This window comes from Deltaproteobacteria bacterium (genome assembly GCA_026712905.1).
Taxonomy (GTDB): Bacteria; Desulfobacterota; Binatia; order UBA9968; family JAJDTQ01; genus JAJDTQ01.
This window is the reverse complement of record JAPOPM010000159.1, coordinates 41,163-56,364: the sequence shown is the minus strand read 5'-3', so window position 1 is coordinate 56,364 and position 15,202 is coordinate 41,163. Positions and strand designations below refer to the sequence as shown.

Annotated in this window: 13 protein-coding genes; 7 read left to right on the top strand and 6 right to left on the bottom strand. The window is 66.3% G+C overall.

Annotated features, from left to right (window positions below; translation table 11 throughout):
• The 4 genes from OXF11_12925 to OXF11_12910 form a co-directional block, all read right to left on the bottom strand.
• The coding region (locus OXF11_12925; GenBank protein MCY4487999.1) for an enoyl-CoA hydratase/isomerase family protein at positions 1–537 on the bottom strand (537 nt) is incomplete at its 3' end.
• Positions 538–610: 73 nt separating this feature from the next.
• Entirely contained in the window at positions 611–3,064 is a 2,454-nt protein-coding gene (locus tag OXF11_12920; protein MCY4487998.1) for a CoA transferase, read from the bottom strand.
• Positions 3,065–3,085: 21 nt separating this feature from the next.
• Positions 3,086–4,207 (bottom strand): citrate synthase, encoded by a 1,122-nt coding sequence (locus OXF11_12915; GenBank protein ID MCY4487997.1) that lies wholly within the window; start codon positions 4,205–4,207, stop codon positions 3,086–3,088.
• Between the two features lie 98 nt (positions 4,208–4,305).
• Positions 4,306–5,445, bottom strand: coding sequence for a CaiB/BaiF CoA-transferase family protein (locus OXF11_12910; GenBank protein ID MCY4487996.1), 1,140 nt, complete (start codon positions 5,443–5,445; stop codon positions 4,306–4,308).
• A gap of 154 nt (positions 5,446–5,599) precedes the next feature.
• Here OXF11_12910 and OXF11_12905 point away from each other — a divergent pair, with 154 nt between their 5' ends.
• The 6 genes from OXF11_12905 to OXF11_12880 all read left to right on the top strand — a co-directional run bounded on the left by OXF11_12905 (position 5,600) and on the right by OXF11_12880 (position 12,418).
• Positions 5,600–6,640 (top strand): tripartite tricarboxylate transporter substrate-binding protein, encoded by a 1,041-nt coding sequence (locus tag OXF11_12905; protein MCY4487995.1) that lies wholly within the window; start codon positions 5,600–5,602, stop codon positions 6,638–6,640.
• Between the two features lie 90 nt (positions 6,641–6,730).
• Entirely contained in the window at positions 6,731–7,768 is a 1,038-nt protein-coding gene (locus OXF11_12900; GenBank protein ID MCY4487994.1) for a tripartite tricarboxylate transporter substrate-binding protein, read from the top strand.
• A gap of 91 nt (positions 7,769–7,859) precedes the next feature.
• Positions 7,860–9,014: a thiolase family protein gene (locus tag OXF11_12895; protein MCY4487993.1), complete on the top strand. Its 1,155-nt coding sequence runs from the start codon at positions 7,860–7,862 to the stop codon at positions 9,012–9,014.
• On the top strand, positions 9,011–9,454 hold the full coding sequence (locus OXF11_12890) for a Zn-ribbon domain-containing OB-fold protein (GenBank protein MCY4487992.1): 444 nt from the start codon (positions 9,011–9,013) through the stop codon (positions 9,452–9,454). Before OXF11_12895 ends, OXF11_12890 begins: the two co-directional genes overlap by 4 nt.
• A gap of 80 nt (positions 9,455–9,534) precedes the next feature.
• A complete protein-coding gene (locus OXF11_12885) occupies positions 9,535–10,899 on the top strand; it encodes an amidohydrolase family protein (GenBank protein MCY4487991.1) in 1,365 nt (454 codons plus the stop codon).
• Between the two features lie 124 nt (positions 10,900–11,023).
• Positions 11,024–12,418: a hypothetical protein gene (locus OXF11_12880; GenBank protein ID MCY4487990.1), complete on the top strand. Its 1,395-nt coding sequence runs from the start codon at positions 11,024–11,026 to the stop codon at positions 12,416–12,418.
• Between the two features lie 124 nt (positions 12,419–12,542).
• Here OXF11_12880 and OXF11_12875 read toward each other — a convergent pair whose 3' ends face one another.
• Positions 12,543–13,613, bottom strand: a complete 1,071-nt coding sequence (locus OXF11_12875; protein MCY4487989.1) for an ornithine cyclodeaminase family protein — start codon at positions 13,611–13,613, stop codon at positions 12,543–12,545.
• Positions 13,614–13,706: 93 nt separating this feature from the next.
• Here OXF11_12875 and OXF11_12870 point away from each other — a divergent pair, with 93 nt between their 5' ends.
• Complete coding sequence (locus OXF11_12870; GenBank protein ID MCY4487988.1) at positions 13,707–14,486, top strand: methyltransferase domain-containing protein; 780 nt, start codon at positions 13,707–13,709, stop codon at positions 14,484–14,486.
• Positions 14,487–14,572: 86 nt separating this feature from the next.
• On the opposite strand, the gene OXF11_12865 is transcribed toward OXF11_12870, so the two are convergent.
• Positions 14,573–15,190 (bottom strand): Uma2 family endonuclease, encoded by a 618-nt coding sequence (locus OXF11_12865; GenBank protein MCY4487987.1) that lies wholly within the window; start codon positions 15,188–15,190, stop codon positions 14,573–14,575.
• Positions 15,191–15,202 lie beyond the last annotated feature (12 nt).

Sequence of the window (15,202 nt, the reverse complement as noted above, 5' to 3'; positions counted from 1 at the left end):
CAGACCGATGCGGCAGGCTTCCTCCGCGTCGATCACGCTGCCCGTGAGGATCAGCTCCAGCGCCTTGCCGAGCCCCACCACCCGCGACAGGCGCTGGGTGCCGCCGCTGCCGGGGATCATGCCGCGGGAGACTTCCGGGAGTCCCACCTTGGCCCCTTCCACCGCCACCCGGATGTCGCAGGCCAGCGCCAGCTCGCAGCCGCCGCCCAGGGCGAATCCATTGATGGCCGCGATCACCGGCTTGTTGAGCCGCGCGATCATCTCGGTGTCGCTGATCTCCATCTTCGCCTGCCGCGCCGCCACCACGCCGACCTTTTCCTGCGCCGCTTCCTTAAGGTCACGACCGGCCGAGAACGACCGCTCCCCCGCGCCGGTAAGAATCACCACCCGCACCTCCGGGTCCGCCCGGATGGCCGTAACCGCATGGATGAGATCCTCGCGCATGCGCCGGTTGCGCGCATTCAGCACTTCCGGACGGTTCAGGGTCACGTAGGCAATGCCGTGCTTCTTCTCGAATATGATGGCTTCATAGTCCATGTCGTTGCTTGCTCCTCTCCACGTCGAATCCGTCATTCCCCGGGCGCTTCGGGTCATTCCCGGCCGTCCGTGCTCAAAACGCCCCGGCGGCCTCCAGGCCGCGAATCTCCTCCTCGCCCAATCCCAGCAAACCGTGCAGGACCGCGTGGGTATCCTGCCCCAGCAACGGGGCATGGCGGCGGATCTCGCCCGGTGTCCCGGACAGCTTCATCACGATGCCCGGCAGCGTGAGCCGGCCCTGGCGCGGGTGCTCGTGCTCGACCACGGAGCCGCGGCTCCGCAAGTGCGGGTCGGCGACGAGGGTGGTGCCGTCGGACACCATGCCGGCGGTCACACCACTCGCCTGGAGGGCCTCCATGACCTCGCGCGGACTCCGCTGTCGGGTCCATTCCGACACCAATTCATCCAGAGCCCCAGCGTTGGCCAGCCTCCTGTCGGCGGTAGCGAACCGCTCGTCCCCGAGCGCCGCGTGATGGCCGGTGGCGGTGCAGAAACGGCGCCATTCCTCGTCATCCGCCACCGAGACGGCACACCACGCGTCGTCGCCCCGGGACGGGTAACAGCCGTGGGGAGCGCTCGCGTAACCGCGGTTGCCCACGGGCCTGGTGGCGCGTCCGTTGACCAGGCCGTCCAGCAGCGCCGGCCCGATGAGCGATGCCGTGACCTCGCCCTGGGCGATGTCGATGAACTGCCCCTCGCCCGTGTTGGCCCTGTGATGTAGCGCCGCCATCAGCACGAAGGCCATGTGAATGGAAACGATGTAGTCGGGATAAGAGGTCTGCGACCCCACGGGCGCACCGCCGTCCGGGTGGTTCCAGAGCCAGGTCATGCCGGAAAACGGCATCAGGCTGGGGCCCCAGGTCACGTAGTTCTTCCGGGGGCCGGTGGTGCCGAGCCCCTGAAGCCGGATCATGATGATGTCGGGCTTCAGCGCCTTGAGCTCCTCGTAGCCCAGGCCGAGGCGATCCATGACTCCGACGCTGAAGTTTTCCACCACCACGTCGCTCTCGGCGATGATGCGCCGCGCCACGTCCCTGCCCTCTTCGGACTTGAGGTTGGCGGTGATCGAAAGCTTGTTCCGGTTGTGGTCGGCAAACGGCAGCGACGCTTCCACGTCCTTGTTGCCCTCGCGGATGCGCCAGGTGTCGGGCCGCGCCCGGGACTCGATCTTGATCACCTCGGCGCCGAAGTAGGCGAGCTGCATGGTGCCGTAGGGGCCGGCGACCATGTGGGTGAAGTCGGCCACGCGAATGCCTTCCAGGGGCAGCGCGCCGTTTTCCACGGAAACCCCGGACGACGACGCGCGGTGCGCGTCGTCGTCCCGCGCCGGCCACGGATCGGCGCGACGCGAATGAACCGGCGTCGGTTCCCCGCCATCGAGCAGCTCCCGGTCGTGCTCCCCCGCCGCCGGAGCGTGATGCCGGAACCGGCAGCTATCGGTCTTGTAGGGCCGGGCCGGAAACTCCATGGGACCGAATCGCGGGTGGACGGTATCCACGACCAGGCCACGGGACTGGATGTGGCGGTCGCGCACGAACTCGAGCGGCGTGTTCACCGGGGCGCAGGGGATGTGGCAGTCCTGCAACTCCTCGTAGACTTTTTCCTTGGGCAACTCCGCCAGGACCTCGGACACGACCTGGTCCACCTCCGCCACGTGGGCCCGGCGATAGACCGGGTCCCCGAACTCGTCGCCCGTCAGCGCCGCCGGGCGCCCCAGCCAATCCACGAACCGCTCCCACGCCCCCGGCTGGGAGTTGGTCACGAAGATATGCACGAAGCCATCCCGGCAGCGATAGATCGTGCCGGGGGTGGCGAAGCGGTGCTGGGTGCCGTCCCGGCGCGGGTGGACGCCGGTGGAAGCGGAACGCGAGACCATGTTCTCCATGGCCGCCAGGCAATCCATCATCGACACGTCGATGTGCTGTCCCGCGCCGCCCTGCCGCACGTGCCACAACGCCATCAAGATCGCCAGCGCGGCGTGGGCCGAGCCCACCAGGAACGCCTGCGCGCCGGGCGCGTTCACCGGCGGCAACGACGGCTTGCCGCTGACATACATGAGCCCGCCCATGGCGAAGGCCACCAGACCGGACCAGCGGTACCGGCTGTAGGGCCCGTTCTGGCCGAACGCCGTAACGGACGCGTAGACCAGGCGCGGGTTGGCGGCGAGCAAGTCCCCGTGTCCCAGGCCCATGTCCGCGAGGGACCCGGGCGCGGAACTCTCCAGCACCACGTCCGCGGTCCGGGCCAGGCGCCCGACGCGCTCCCGGCCGGCGTCGGTAGCGAGGTCCGCGATGATGCTCTTCTTGTTGGCGTTGAAGTAGAGGAAGGAAAGGCTGCTTTCGGAACCCGGCCGGTCGTCCTTGAACGGAGGCTCGCCGCGGGAAGGGCTGCCCCCGGGCGGCTCCACCTTGATCACCTCGGCGCCGAAGTCGGCCAGCAGCTTGCCGCAGTACTCGCCCTCGGGACCCGCCAGCTCCAGGACCCTTACGCCATCCAGCGCTTGTGGTGCGGTTTGCGGCTCCGCCATGGGTCCGACCGCGTCCTCCGATCAGCCGCGCCGGTCCAGCGGCTGGAATTCGAGGCCCGTGGCCCCCACGTACTTTGAATTGGGCCGGAACAGCCGGTTGTTGTCGATTTGCTCGATGATGTGCGCCGACCAGCCCACCACCCGGCTCATGGCGAATATGGGGGTGTTGAGGCTGATGGGAATCTTCATCATGTGGTAGATGGGCGCGGCATAGAAGTCCACGTTGGGGCAGAGGTTCTTCTCCCGGCGCATGACGTCCTCCACCTTGACGCAGATATCGCTCAACCGCGTGTCGTCGAGCTGCTTGCCGAGCAGGCCGCCCCACTTCTTGGCCACCTCCACCCGGGAGTCCGCGGTCTTGTAGATACGGTGGCCGAATCCCATCACGCGCTTCTTCTGCCGCAGGCTCTCCTCCACCCAGGCCTCGGCCCGGGCCGGCTCGCCGATCTCCAGGATCACGTCCATGGCCTTCTCGTTGGCGCCGCCGTGGAGCGGCCCCTTGAGGGCGGCGATGGCGCCCACCACCGCACCGTAGAGGTCCGACAGCGTGGAGGCGATCACCCGGGCGGTGAAGGTCGAGGCGTTGAACTCGTGCTCCATATAGAGGATCAGCGTCACCTCCAGCACCCTGGCCTCGAACTCGTCCGGCCGCTCGCCGCGCAGCATGTAGAGGAAGTTGGCCGCGTGGTTGAGCTCGGGGTCCGGCGCCACCACCTCCAGCCCCTGGGAGAGCCGGTGCAGCGCCGCCACCGCCGTGGCCAGACGCGCAAGGAGGCGCGTCGCCTTTCTCAGGTTGGCGTCGTGGGAATCATCGCCGGCATCGGGATCGTACAGCGCCAGCGCCGAGACCGCGGTGCGCAGGGCGTCCATGGGCACCGCGTCGGGCGGGAGCCCGTTCAGGCTCTCCACCACGCCCGCCGGCAACGCGCGGTTCGAGCGCAACTCCGCGTCGAACGCATCCATCTCCGCCGCGTTGGGGAGCCTGCCGCGCAGCACGAGATAAGCCACTTCTTCAAAGCGTGCCTGCTCGGCCAGATCGTGCACGTCGTAGCCCCGGTAGATCAACTCGCCTTCCGGACGGACCGAGCAGATGGCCGTCTCTCCGGCAACCACCCCTTCCAGCCCCGGCTTCACCTCTGACATCCTTGCCTCCCACGAGGGCGCCGCACCGCGGCGCCCGGAATGCCCCTCCAAGGGGATATCGGACAATTACTTCAATAAGGACCGGCGTTCAACCGAGGTCAAACGGCGCCCGCCTTGCGCAGCGCCCGGATCTCCCCGGGCGTATAGCCAAGTTCCTTGAGCACGGCGCCGGTGTGCTGGCCCACCCGGCAGATCTTCCCTCCGGGCTTGCGCGCGCCCGCGAACCAGAACGGCGGCGTGAACTCCACGGCACCGGTCCCCTTCCGCCGCGCCAGCGTCTTGCGAAAGCGCACGTGCGGGTCTCCCAGAACTTCCTCGGGCTCGTACACCGGCGCCACGGACAGGCCGTGGTCGTCCCGGAGCAGCGCGACCCAGTCGTCCCGTGGACGGGTCTTGAAGGTACGGCGCATGGCCGCCTTGATGCGCGGGGTCTGCTCCGGGTCGAAGGCCGCCCCGGTGTACCGTTCCAGCCCCAGGGCCTTGCACAGGACCCCCCACTGCTCGGGTCCCAGGGCCGCCAGCGACACGAACCCGCCGTCCGCCGCCTCGTAGGTATCGTAGCATGCCGCGGTGCCGGCCAGGGTGGCGTGCTCGCGCTTGACCTCCGGACTCGACCTGCGCGGCGGCGGCTCGAGCATCAGGTACCGCGCCACCAGAAGCAGGGTCCAGTCGAACATGGAGATGTCGATGTAGCGCCCCTCCCCTTCCCGCAACACACCGATGTAGGCGGCGAGGATGGCGGTCAGGGCCGGGTAGCCGCCGCCCGCCACGTCGGCCACCTGGGCCGCGGGCGGCAGCGGCCGGCGGCCCGCCTCCCGGCCGATGGCGAGCATGCCGCTCAGGGCCAGGAAGTTGATGTCGTGGGCGGAGTACGCCACCGACGGGCCGCTCTGGCCGAAACTGGAAATGGAGCAATAGACGAGCCTGGGGTTCAGTTCCCGGAAGGTGTCGTAGTCCACCCGGAGCCGGCGCGCGACCCCGGGCCTGAACCCCTCCACCACGATGTCCGCTTGCCTTGCCAGGGAGTGAACGATCTCGCGTCCGGCGCCGGACTTGAGGTTGAGCGTGATGCTCCTCTTGCCCTGGTTGAGGTAGGGCGCGCCCGAGCGCACCGCGTCAGGCCCTTCCACCTTGAGAATCTCGGCGCCCAGGGCCGCCAGGAGCCAGGTGCACAGCGTGCCCGGATACATGTGGCTCAGGTCCAGGACCTTGACGCCGTCGAGGATCGGTTTGGACATGGGGCCTCCGAAGGGTTCGCCTCCGATAGAATCACGGGCGCGGCCGTTGGACAAGCCGGCGATGACGAGTCGTTGTTGAAATGCCCCGCCCGCTGGTTTATCGTAGCCCGGTGCGATCAGGATAGGACTCTTCAACCTCACAAGGAGAACCATCATGGATCGACGTGTGGCATGGATCGGACTCATCGTGGCGGTGCTGCTGGCGTGCGCGAGCACGGCCGCGGCGGCGTCCTTCTACGAGAAAAAGACCGTGAGGATCGTTTCAGTGCACGCCCCGGGGGGCGGCTACGACACCTACTCCCGCCTCTTCGGACGCCACCTCGGGAAGCACATTCCGGGCAACCCCAAGGTGATCGTCGTCAACATACCGGGAGCCAGCGGCCTCATCGGCACCAACTATGTATACAACGTGAGCAAGAAGGACGGCCTTACGCTGATCCAGCCGAGCTGGGGCGTGGCGCAGGCGCAGTTCCTGGGCTTCCCGGACATCAAGTATGACGTCACCAAGATGATCTGGCTGGGTCTGGCCAACAGCGGCCCCGTCACCGCGGTGGTGCGGAAGGACTCCCCGATACAGACCATGGACCAGTGGCTCGATCCCAAGACGAAGCCGCTGATCTTCGGCTGCACGTCGCTCAACAGCCTTACCTGCAGCATCCCCCTGGCCATGAACAACATCTTCGGCGACACCTCCAAGATCGTCTCCGGCTACGTGGGAACGGCGCGCATTCGCGCCGCGCTGTTGCAGAAGGAGGTGGATGGGCTCACGGGGTGGAGTTGGGACTCGGTGAAATCCACCGGCATGTCGATGATCGACGACGGGGACGCCAAGATCATGGCGTACATCGGTTTCGACCGGCACGCGGAGCTGGACGAGCGCAAGGTGCCGTTCGTGAACGAGAGGATCACGAAGCCCGCGGACGTCGCCTTCATGGAGGTGCTGCTCCTGCCGGCGGCCATGCTGCGGCCGTGGGCCGTGCCGCCGGGGACGCCGGCTGACAGGGTCGAGATACTGCGAAAAGCGTTCCATGCCACGCTGAAGGATCCCGGGTTCCTGGTCGACGCCAAGCGGACCCGCCTGGACATCAACCCCAAGAGCGGCAAGTGGCTGACCGACCTCATCAACAACATGAAGACGCAGATGACGCCGGAGGTGCTGAGCCGCGCCCGGAAGATCGTGGGCCTGGAGAAGTAATCGGACAGACGGTGCGCGATCCCGCCGGCGTGGGCGAGTCGCCGGCGGCATCCATCATTGGACAGAGGAAACGAAGGAGGGATAACCGGCATGTTCCTGCGAAGGATATTCATCGGGCTCATCGTGGCGGTAGCGATCGCCGGCGGCAGCGCCGGCGCGGCGGAGTCGTTCTACGAAGGCAAGACGGTCAAGGTGATCACGCCGCACCAGCCGGGCGGCGGCTACGACACCTACGCGCGCCTCTTCGGGCGGCACCTGGGCAAGTACATTCCCGGGAAACCCAACGTCATCGTCATCAACATCCCGGGCGGCAGCGGCCTCATCGGCACCAACTACCTGTACAACGTGGCCAAGCCGGATGGGCTCTCCTTCGTCCAACTGAGCTGGGACTCGGCGCAGGCCCAGTACCTGAACTACCCGAACATCCGCTACGACGTATCCAAGTTCATCTGGCTCGGGCTGGCCAACTCCGGTCCCATAACGGTGGTGGTGCGCAAGGAATCGCCCATCCAGAGCATGGACCAGTGGCTCGACACCAAGACCAACCCGCTGATCTTCGGATGCACCGGGCGGAACAGCCTCACCTGCAGCATCCCGCTGGCCATGAACGACATCTTCGGCACCACCTCCAAGATCGTGGCCGGGTACAAGGGCACCGCGCCGGTGCGCGCGGCGCTGCTGCAGAAGGAAGTGGACGCACTCACCGGATGGAGCTGGGACTCGGTGAAGGCCACCGGCATGTCCATGCTCGATGAGGGCTCCATCAAGATCATCGCCTATCTCGGCGGGCGCCACCCGGAGCTGGAGGCACGCAAGATCCCGTTCCTGGACGAGCGCGTTACCAAGCCGGCGGACGTCGCCTTCATGAAGGTGCTGCTGCTGCCCGCGGCCATGCTGCGCCCTTGGGCGGTGTTGCCCAAGACGCCGGACGACAAGGTGGCGATCCTGCGAAAGGCCTTCGCGGCCACGCTGAAGGACCCGAAGTTCCTGGCCGACGCCAAACGGGCGCGGCTGGAGATCAACCCCAAGCCGGCCGAGTACATGGTCAATCTCATCGCCGACATCAAGAAGCAGATGACGCCGGAGGTGATCAGCCGGGCGCGGCGGATCGTGGGGCTGGAGAAATAGCGCTCAAGGCAACGGAGTACGGTCAGACCCGTGGGGCGGGTTCCGGGATCGGGCGAACCCCATCCATACCCGCCGCCACAAGGAGAGACGCATGTCGAGCATCTCGGGCAAATACGCCGTCGTGGGCGTGGGCGAGACCAAGGTGGGCAAGCGGCCCGAAGCCACCACCAACTCACTGCACGTCGAAGCCATCCGCCTGTGCCTGGAGGACGCCGGAATCGACGCGTCCCAAGTGGACGGTCTCCTGACCAACCAGCCGCTGACCGACGCGCACCGGAGCTACGCGGTGCGGCTGGCGCACATGGCGGGCATCGATCCCAATTACGCCACCGACCTGGCGCTCGGGGGCGCCACGCCCATCGCCATGATCCAGAACGCGGTGATGGCCATCGAGGCGGGCATGGCCAACTACGTGGTGTGCGTGCACGCGCGCAAGCGGGCGACGCCGGACCCCACGCCGGGTTATCCCATCCGCAGCGGCGACGAGCACTGGGAGCAGCCCTGGGGCCACTTCTCCGCGGTGGCCAACCACGCGTTCGCGGCCACGCGCCACATGCACGAGTTCGGCACCACCAGCGAGGACCTGGGACAGATCGCCGTGTCCACGCGCAAGCACGCATGCATGAACAAGAACGCCACCATGCAGAAGCCCATGACCATCGAGGACCACCAGAACTCGCGCCTGATCGTGGAACCGCTGCACCTGTTCGATTGCTCGCTGGAGTCGGACGGCGGGGCGGCACTGCTGGTGACCAGCATGGAGCGGGCCCGGGACCTCCCGAAGAGGCCCGTCCAGGTCCTGGGCATGGGGCAGCACCACCCGCACTCCAGCGTCATGGACGCGCCTACCCTGACCACCTTGGGGAGCCGGAAGTCGTCCGAGGCAGCCTACCGCATGGCCGGACTCAGCCCCAAGGACATGGCCTTCGCGCAGTTCTATGATTGCTTCACCATCACCACGCTGATCACCATCGAGGACTACGGCTTTTGCGGCAAGGGCGAGGGCAAGGACTTCATCAAGGACGGGCGCATCGAGGTGGGCGGCGAGATCCCCGTGAACACCCACGGCGGGCTCCTGTCGCAGGCCCATCTCGAGGGCATCATGCACGTCACCGAGGGCGTCAAGCAGTTGCGCGGCAACGAGGTGGAACCGGAGCGCCAAGTGCAGGGCGCGAAGGCGGGCGTCATCAGCGGCCACGGCGGCAGCCTGTGCATGCACGCATCACTCGTACTGGGGGTACAATGAGCAAGTCGGAAGCACATGACAAACGCGGACGCGCGGCGCCGCGCAACGAACCGTTCCTGGCGGAGGTGGAGGCCCAGCCCTTCTGGGACAACCTCAAGGAACACAAGCTGACGGTGCAGCGCTGCAACGCCTGCGGGGCCTTCTTCAACTTCCCGCCCCAGGCCATGTGCGCCAAGTGCCTGTCGTCCGACAACGAGTGGGTGTCGGTGAGCGGCAAGGGCACCGTCTACTCCTTCGTCACCTATCACCGGGCATGGCATCCGGCCTACCAGGACCAGATCCCGTACAACGTCTCGCTGGTGGACCTCGACGAGGGGCCGCGGCTCGTGAGCAACGTCGTCGACATCCCGCCGGACGAAGTGAAGGTGGGGATGGCGGTGGAGGTGGTGTTCGAGGACCACGAGGGCTACACGCTGCCGAAGTTCAAGCCGAGCGCATAGAGCTCGGCCACAACCCTGGGTGCGGCCCTCCGGCACGCGCCGGACACGCGCGGGCCGCCGCACCCCGTCAGGAGTGACAGATGGCCTATACGGCACAGGGGCGCACCAAGAACTTCCCGGTCTTCGACTGCGACAGCCACATCCACGAGCCCCGGGAGGTCTGGGACGAATACATCCCGGAGAAGCAGCGGGCGTTCGCCAAGCAGCACTTCTACCGGGACATGGACCGGCTCGTGATGGTCGTGAACGGCCAGGTGAGCTACGGCAACCCCAAGACCTACGCCTATCCGGGACAGGGCTGGCACCCGGGCATGAACAAGAAGATCCTGGGCTCCATCGGCCCCGACGACCCCCGGTGGGACCAGGAGATCGGCCGCAACGCCAGCCAGCGGGACCCGCGGGTGCGCCTCAAGGACATGGACGCGTCGGGCATCGACCAAGTGATGGTGTTCCCGTCCACCTTCGTGCGCATGCCGCTGGTGAAGAACGCGGACGCGGCGCGCATCTGCGCCACCGCCTACAACGACTGGGTCAACGACTACTGCGCCGCCGACCGCAAGCGCCTCTACCCGTGCGCCGTGCTGCCGGTCCAGGACGTGGACTACGCGGTCCAGGAGCTGCGGCGCGTGGCCAAGCTGGGCTTCAAGTCCGCGGTGGTCCGGCCCGTGCTGGTCAACGACCGCTACCCCACCTTTCCCGAGTTCGATCCCTTGTGGAGAGAGTTCGAGGAGCTGGGCCTGGCCCTGGGGATGCACACCTTCCCGTCGGGCGGCGAGGCCGTCACCGAGGCCATGGCGGAACGCATGTCGGGCGGAACACAAGGCAAGAGCAGCGCCCAGCGGTCCCCCTTCCCCCGCCACGACGTCTACGTATACTCACCGGGGCAGTTCGTCGAGAACATCATGCGCAGCATGGGCTCGGTGCAGCCCGGCTCCGAGTCCCTGAGCTTCATCAGCGAGGCCCAGACCTGGACCATGGTGGTGATGCTCACGGGCTGGCTGGAGAAGTTCCCCAAACTGCGGGTGGCGATCCTGGAGTCCAACTCGAGCTGGCTGCCGCTGATCCTGGAGAAGGCCGAGACCTACCTCGACCTCTACCGCTTCGTGCGCGAGCAGGCGAAGCCGCCGCAGAAGGTCGGCGACCCGCGGGAGACCTTCGCCCGGCAGTGCTACATCGCCTTCGAGAGCGACGAGGACATCACGCTCAGGCTGTGGGACATCTTCGAGGACATCGCCCTGTGGTCGTCCGACATGCCGCACCACGACGCCTCGGACACCTGGGAAGCCATCGACAACATGGACAAGCACGGCGTGCCCCAGGAAGTGCAGGAGAAGCTCTTGGGCGGCAACGCGCGGCGGCTCTACGGCATCGAGCCCGAGCTGTTCGTGACCGATGCCCCGGCGGAATACACGCCGACGAACATCGTGCCGCGCTACGCGGGGTAGGATTCGGCACCGCGGAGATGTGCGGCGAACGATCCCGCACGTGTAGGGGCGACCGGCGGTCGCCCCTTTGTCCTGTGATGCGCGGCAGGACTCCTACCCGACATGGGCCGAGGAGAACGAGACCATGACCGAACTGGACAGCGTCACGTCATCGAGCGAGACCGAATACCTCGAGTGGCACCTGCGCAACTACGAGGACATGCCCCGGGAGGTCATCCTCAAGATGGACCTCCTGCGGGTGGGCCACTGGTTCACGGATGCCGCCCTGGAACTGGCCTCCGACGCCCTGGTCAAGTCCTACCGGCTGTTCTCCTACGACCTCATGTCCATGAAGGACATGAAGCGAAAGGAGCACCGCCGGACGCCGGAATGGTTCGCTATCCGCGACGGGCACCTGGGCCTGCGCCCCGTCATCGTCCAGACCACCCTGAGCCCGGATTCGCCCTACGTCATCGACGTGGTCGACGGAGAGTGCAAGCTCCTGCTGGACGGGCGCGAGCTCTGCGACGTGAGCTTCCCCAAGCCGCTGAAATACTATACGCGGTCCTTCGAGGACGGCACCAAGTACCACGAGATCATCGCCTTCGGCTACTTCGCCACGGTGTTCCGCAACTGCCAGTACTGGGGGCCGGACGAGGAATGCCGCTTCTGCGACATCAACGTCAACGTGCGCCAGATGAAGGAGTCCCGGGACTTCACCTTCAACACCCCGGTGAAACCCGTGGCCTACGTGGCCGAAGTGGCCCGCTCCATCGAACAGGACGCCATCGACGAGGTGGGCTACGCCCCGCCCATCGACTTCCTGATCTCCGGCGGCACCATCCTGAAGAGGCTCCACGGCAAGGAGGAGGACGACTTCTACCTGGAGTACGCCTCGGCCCTCAAGTGGGGCGGCCACCGCCGCTACATCAACATCCAGACCAACGCCAAGGACAAGGAGACCATGAAGCGCTACCGCGCCGAGGGGGTCGACTGCCACCATGCCAACATGGAAGTCTGGGACAAGCGGCTGTTCGAGTGGATCAACCCGGGCAAGAACCGCCGCATCGGCTGGGACAACTGGGTGCGCTGGATGATCGAGTCGGTGGAGGTGCTGGGCGAGGGCAACGCCCGCCCCAACTTCGTCTGCGGCGTGGAGCTGGCCCGCCCGTACGGCTTCGACAACGTCGCCGACGCGGTCAAGTCCACCGGCGACGGCGTCGACTTCTTGATGCGCCACGGCGTGTTCCCGCGCTTCAACCAGTGGCGCCGGGAGCCCGGCTCCGACCTCGTCTCGCAGCACGAGCAGCCCGCCATCCCGCTGGAGTTCTACATCCAGATCATGCGCCGCTACTACGAGAGCTGGAAAAAGTACCGCCTCCCCTTCCCCCACCACGACTCCGTGCACCCCGAGCGCCGCTGGGGCTCCGGCCACGCCACCTACGACGACATGCTCTTCCTGAACGACTGGCCCAACTACGAAGAGGAGTGGGACCGGGGTTCGCGGGAAGGGTTGAAGGCCTGTGTGACCAGCGGGTAGGGTCTGCGTCCGAGGCCCATTCCCGCTTCAGGCCTTCAATCAGTCGCCCTTTGGCTTTCAATCGGTCGCGCTCCAACCTTCAATTGGTCGCACGTAAGCCCTTGTATTGTCTACAAACTAACCGTTACGGATGCACGTCCTGCAAGAACAGCTCATCCGGAATCTCGAAGCCGATACCCTGCTCGCGAGCTCGGTTGTAAGCGACCCAAGCCGGAATGTACTGCAGCCCCAGCCCGCTTGAAGGCCCTGTCCCCACCCCGCCGAACAGCGTGATGTCATCTTCGCTGGTGCGTCCCTGGTCGAGGCCTTCGACGATCTCGCCCAGAAACTTGAGCTTGTGGTTCCAGTGGGGCTTCCAGCGCTCCAGCCATAGCTGATCGGCGGGCGTCTCGCCGGTTTTCATGTGCCAGATGGTGGCGGGTTCGCGGGCTCGCGCGGTGATGGTGTCGGCGGTCTCGTGGGTGAGATCGTCGAGCTCTCCGACCTGGAGCGAGCCGACGTAGTGGCCGGGCTTCAGCATGGCGCCGTTGAATACCGGTTCGTAGGAGTTCGTGGCGCAGGCGATGATGTCGGCGCCCTTGAGCGCCTCTTCGGTGCTGGCAACCGGGATCAGCCTGGCGGAGACCCGTCCCTCCATTGACTCGCAAAGCGCGAGCTTGTGCTCTTCGGTCGGGCAGTAGACCCGGATCTCCTGGATCGGCCGGACCGCGCAATGGCCGATCACCTGGGTCGGCGCCAGCCAGCCGGCGCCCAGCAGCGCCATCACCTCGCTGTCGACCCGGCTGAGATACTTGGCGGCGATGCCGCTGGTGGCTCCGATCATGGTACGGTTGAGCACCGTGTCCTGGAACATCGCCAGCGGCGCGTGGTCCTCGATGCTGAACATGATGATCAGGCCCGAGAACTTGCCCGCGGGATTGGGGATCTGGTAACGCCGGGGGAAACCCTTCACCACCTTGCGCGACAGATGCTCCGAGGTCATCCGTATCAGGTGCACGCCGTAGCGCGGCACCGAGGCGTCCATGCAGGAGTAGAGGTAGAACTCGCCGTCGCCCAGACCGGTGTAGTTGAGAGTGCGCGGACGGCTCGACAGCCGGCCCGCGCCGAGATCGGCGAAGGTGGGCTCCAGCACCTCGATGGCGTCCTCCACGGTGACGAGCCGCTCTACTTCCTCGTTGGTCAGGAACAGCGCCATGACTTCCCCTCCCTATCCAACGGCACACGGAAAGACAAGGCACAAGTATAACGATGCGGCCCCGGTCTTCAGGGATCGACGGGATTGACTACCATGCCGGAAGACACGACCACCACCCTGTTCTTCGAGCTCTTCAGCGGGCTGCCGCGCCAGGGGCCCGGTGATACCGCCAGCACGCTCCGGGCGCTCTCCCTCGTTCCGGATGTCGGGTCCGACACCCGCATACTCGACGTCGGCTGCGGCACCGGCCTTCAGACGCGAGTGCTGGCGCGGAACTCCCCCGCGAGCATCGTGGCCATAGACAACCATCCGCCGTTCGTCGACATCCTGAACGAGGAGGCGCGCCGTCTCGGCCTCGCGGACCGTTTGGAGGCTCGCGTCGGCGACATGAACCGCCTGGATTTCGCGGACGCCTCGTTCGACCTGATCTGGTGCGAGGGCGCCATCTACAACGCGGGCGTCGAGGCCGCCCTGCGTGACTGGAGCCGCCTGCTCGCGCGTGGCGGCCATGTGGCCTTCTCCGAAGTCTGCTGGACCCAACCCGACCCGCCGGCGGAATGCGTGTCGTTCTGGAAGGGGGAATACCCTGCGATACGCGACGTGGGGGCGCTTCTGACCGCCATCGCTACATGCGGATACGACACTGTCGGGCATTTCATGCTGCCCCGGTCCGCGTGGTGGGACGACTACTACCGTCCGCTCGAACAGAACGCGACGGCGTTCCGAAAGCATTACCGCGGGCGCCCCGAGGCACAGGAACTGGCTGACTGCACTCAGCGTGAAATAGACGTCTGGAAGGCCTACTCGGACTACTACGGCTACGCGTTCTTCGTGGCGCGGCCTACTCGTGCGGTGTCTTCGGCAAGACTCTGACCATGGGTTTCGCCGTCCTTCGACTTCGCGCCGCTGACGCGGCGCTACGCTCAGAACGAACGGTTCATGCCAGCTTGCCCGTCCGCCTACTCCGGGGCATCGAACACCGCGGCCACATCGGCTGTGAATCCTTCCAGCAGTGGCGAGGTGGCGACGGTTCCGCGACGGAACACACCGTGCTCGGCATAAGCGCCGCTCTTGAGCACCAGCACCGTAATGGTGTCGTCGCGGGGATCCACGATCCAGTACTCGGGGATGCCGCCCTCGGCGTAGTCGGCACGCTTCTCCACCAAATCGCGTTGCGGGTCGTCGGGGCTCACGACCTCGACCACCAGATCCGCACCCAACCAGTAGCGGTCCTGGTAGCGCGAATCGGAGCGGTGGCGCAGAAGCAGGATGTCCGGTTCCCGGAACTTGCCTTCGCGGATACGCATGCGCAGCGCGGACACCATCGCGACGCCGCCTAGCGGCCTGAGGTAGTCGCGGAACAGTTCATAGAGGAACAAGAGGATGGCTTGGTGCGTGGACGTGGGCATGGGCAATTCCTCGATGTAGCCGTCCGTGAACTCGATCAACCGCCGACTGTAGTCCGTGAGCCACAAGTAGCCCTCGTCATTCCAGGCGCCCTGGCGCGGCAGGGTATCGCGCAACAAGGTGTTCAGCGCTTCCTGGGAGGCGTTGGCGGGTCCGGTCATCCGAGTCATGCCTTCATCCCT

What these genes read in the sequence shown, in the direction of transcription:
- OXF11_12920 (MCY4487998.1), bottom strand. Translation starts at nt 3,064, where the DNA reads ATGGCGGAGCCGCAAACCGCACCACAAGCGCTGGATGGCGTAAGGGTC.
- OXF11_12915 (MCY4487997.1), bottom strand. Translation starts at nt 4,207, where the DNA reads ATGTCAGAGGTGAAGCCGGGGCTGGAAGGGGTGGTTGCCGGAGAGACG.
- OXF11_12910 (MCY4487996.1), bottom strand. Translation starts at nt 5,445, where the DNA reads ATGTCCAAACCGATCCTCGACGGCGTCAAGGTCCTGGACCTGAGCCAC.
- OXF11_12905 (MCY4487995.1), top strand. Translation starts at nt 5,600, where the DNA reads ATGGATCGACGTGTGGCATGGATCGGACTCATCGTGGCGGTGCTGCTG.
- OXF11_12900 (MCY4487994.1), top strand. Translation starts at nt 6,731, where the DNA reads ATGTTCCTGCGAAGGATATTCATCGGGCTCATCGTGGCGGTAGCGATC.
- OXF11_12895 (MCY4487993.1), top strand. Translation starts at nt 7,860, where the DNA reads ATGTCGAGCATCTCGGGCAAATACGCCGTCGTGGGCGTGGGCGAGACC.
- OXF11_12890 (MCY4487992.1), top strand. Translation starts at nt 9,011, where the DNA reads ATGAGCAAGTCGGAAGCACATGACAAACGCGGACGCGCGGCGCCGCGC.
- OXF11_12885 (MCY4487991.1), top strand. Translation starts at nt 9,535, where the DNA reads ATGGCCTATACGGCACAGGGGCGCACCAAGAACTTCCCGGTCTTCGAC.
- OXF11_12880 (MCY4487990.1), top strand. Translation starts at nt 11,024, where the DNA reads ATGACCGAACTGGACAGCGTCACGTCATCGAGCGAGACCGAATACCTC.
- OXF11_12875 (MCY4487989.1), bottom strand. Translation starts at nt 13,613, where the DNA reads ATGGCGCTGTTCCTGACCAACGAGGAAGTAGAGCGGCTCGTCACCGTG.
- OXF11_12870 (MCY4487988.1), top strand. Translation starts at nt 13,707, where the DNA reads ATGCCGGAAGACACGACCACCACCCTGTTCTTCGAGCTCTTCAGCGGG.
- OXF11_12865 (MCY4487987.1), bottom strand. Translation starts at nt 15,190, where the DNA reads ATGACTCGGATGACCGGACCCGCCAACGCCTCCCAGGAAGCGCTGAAC.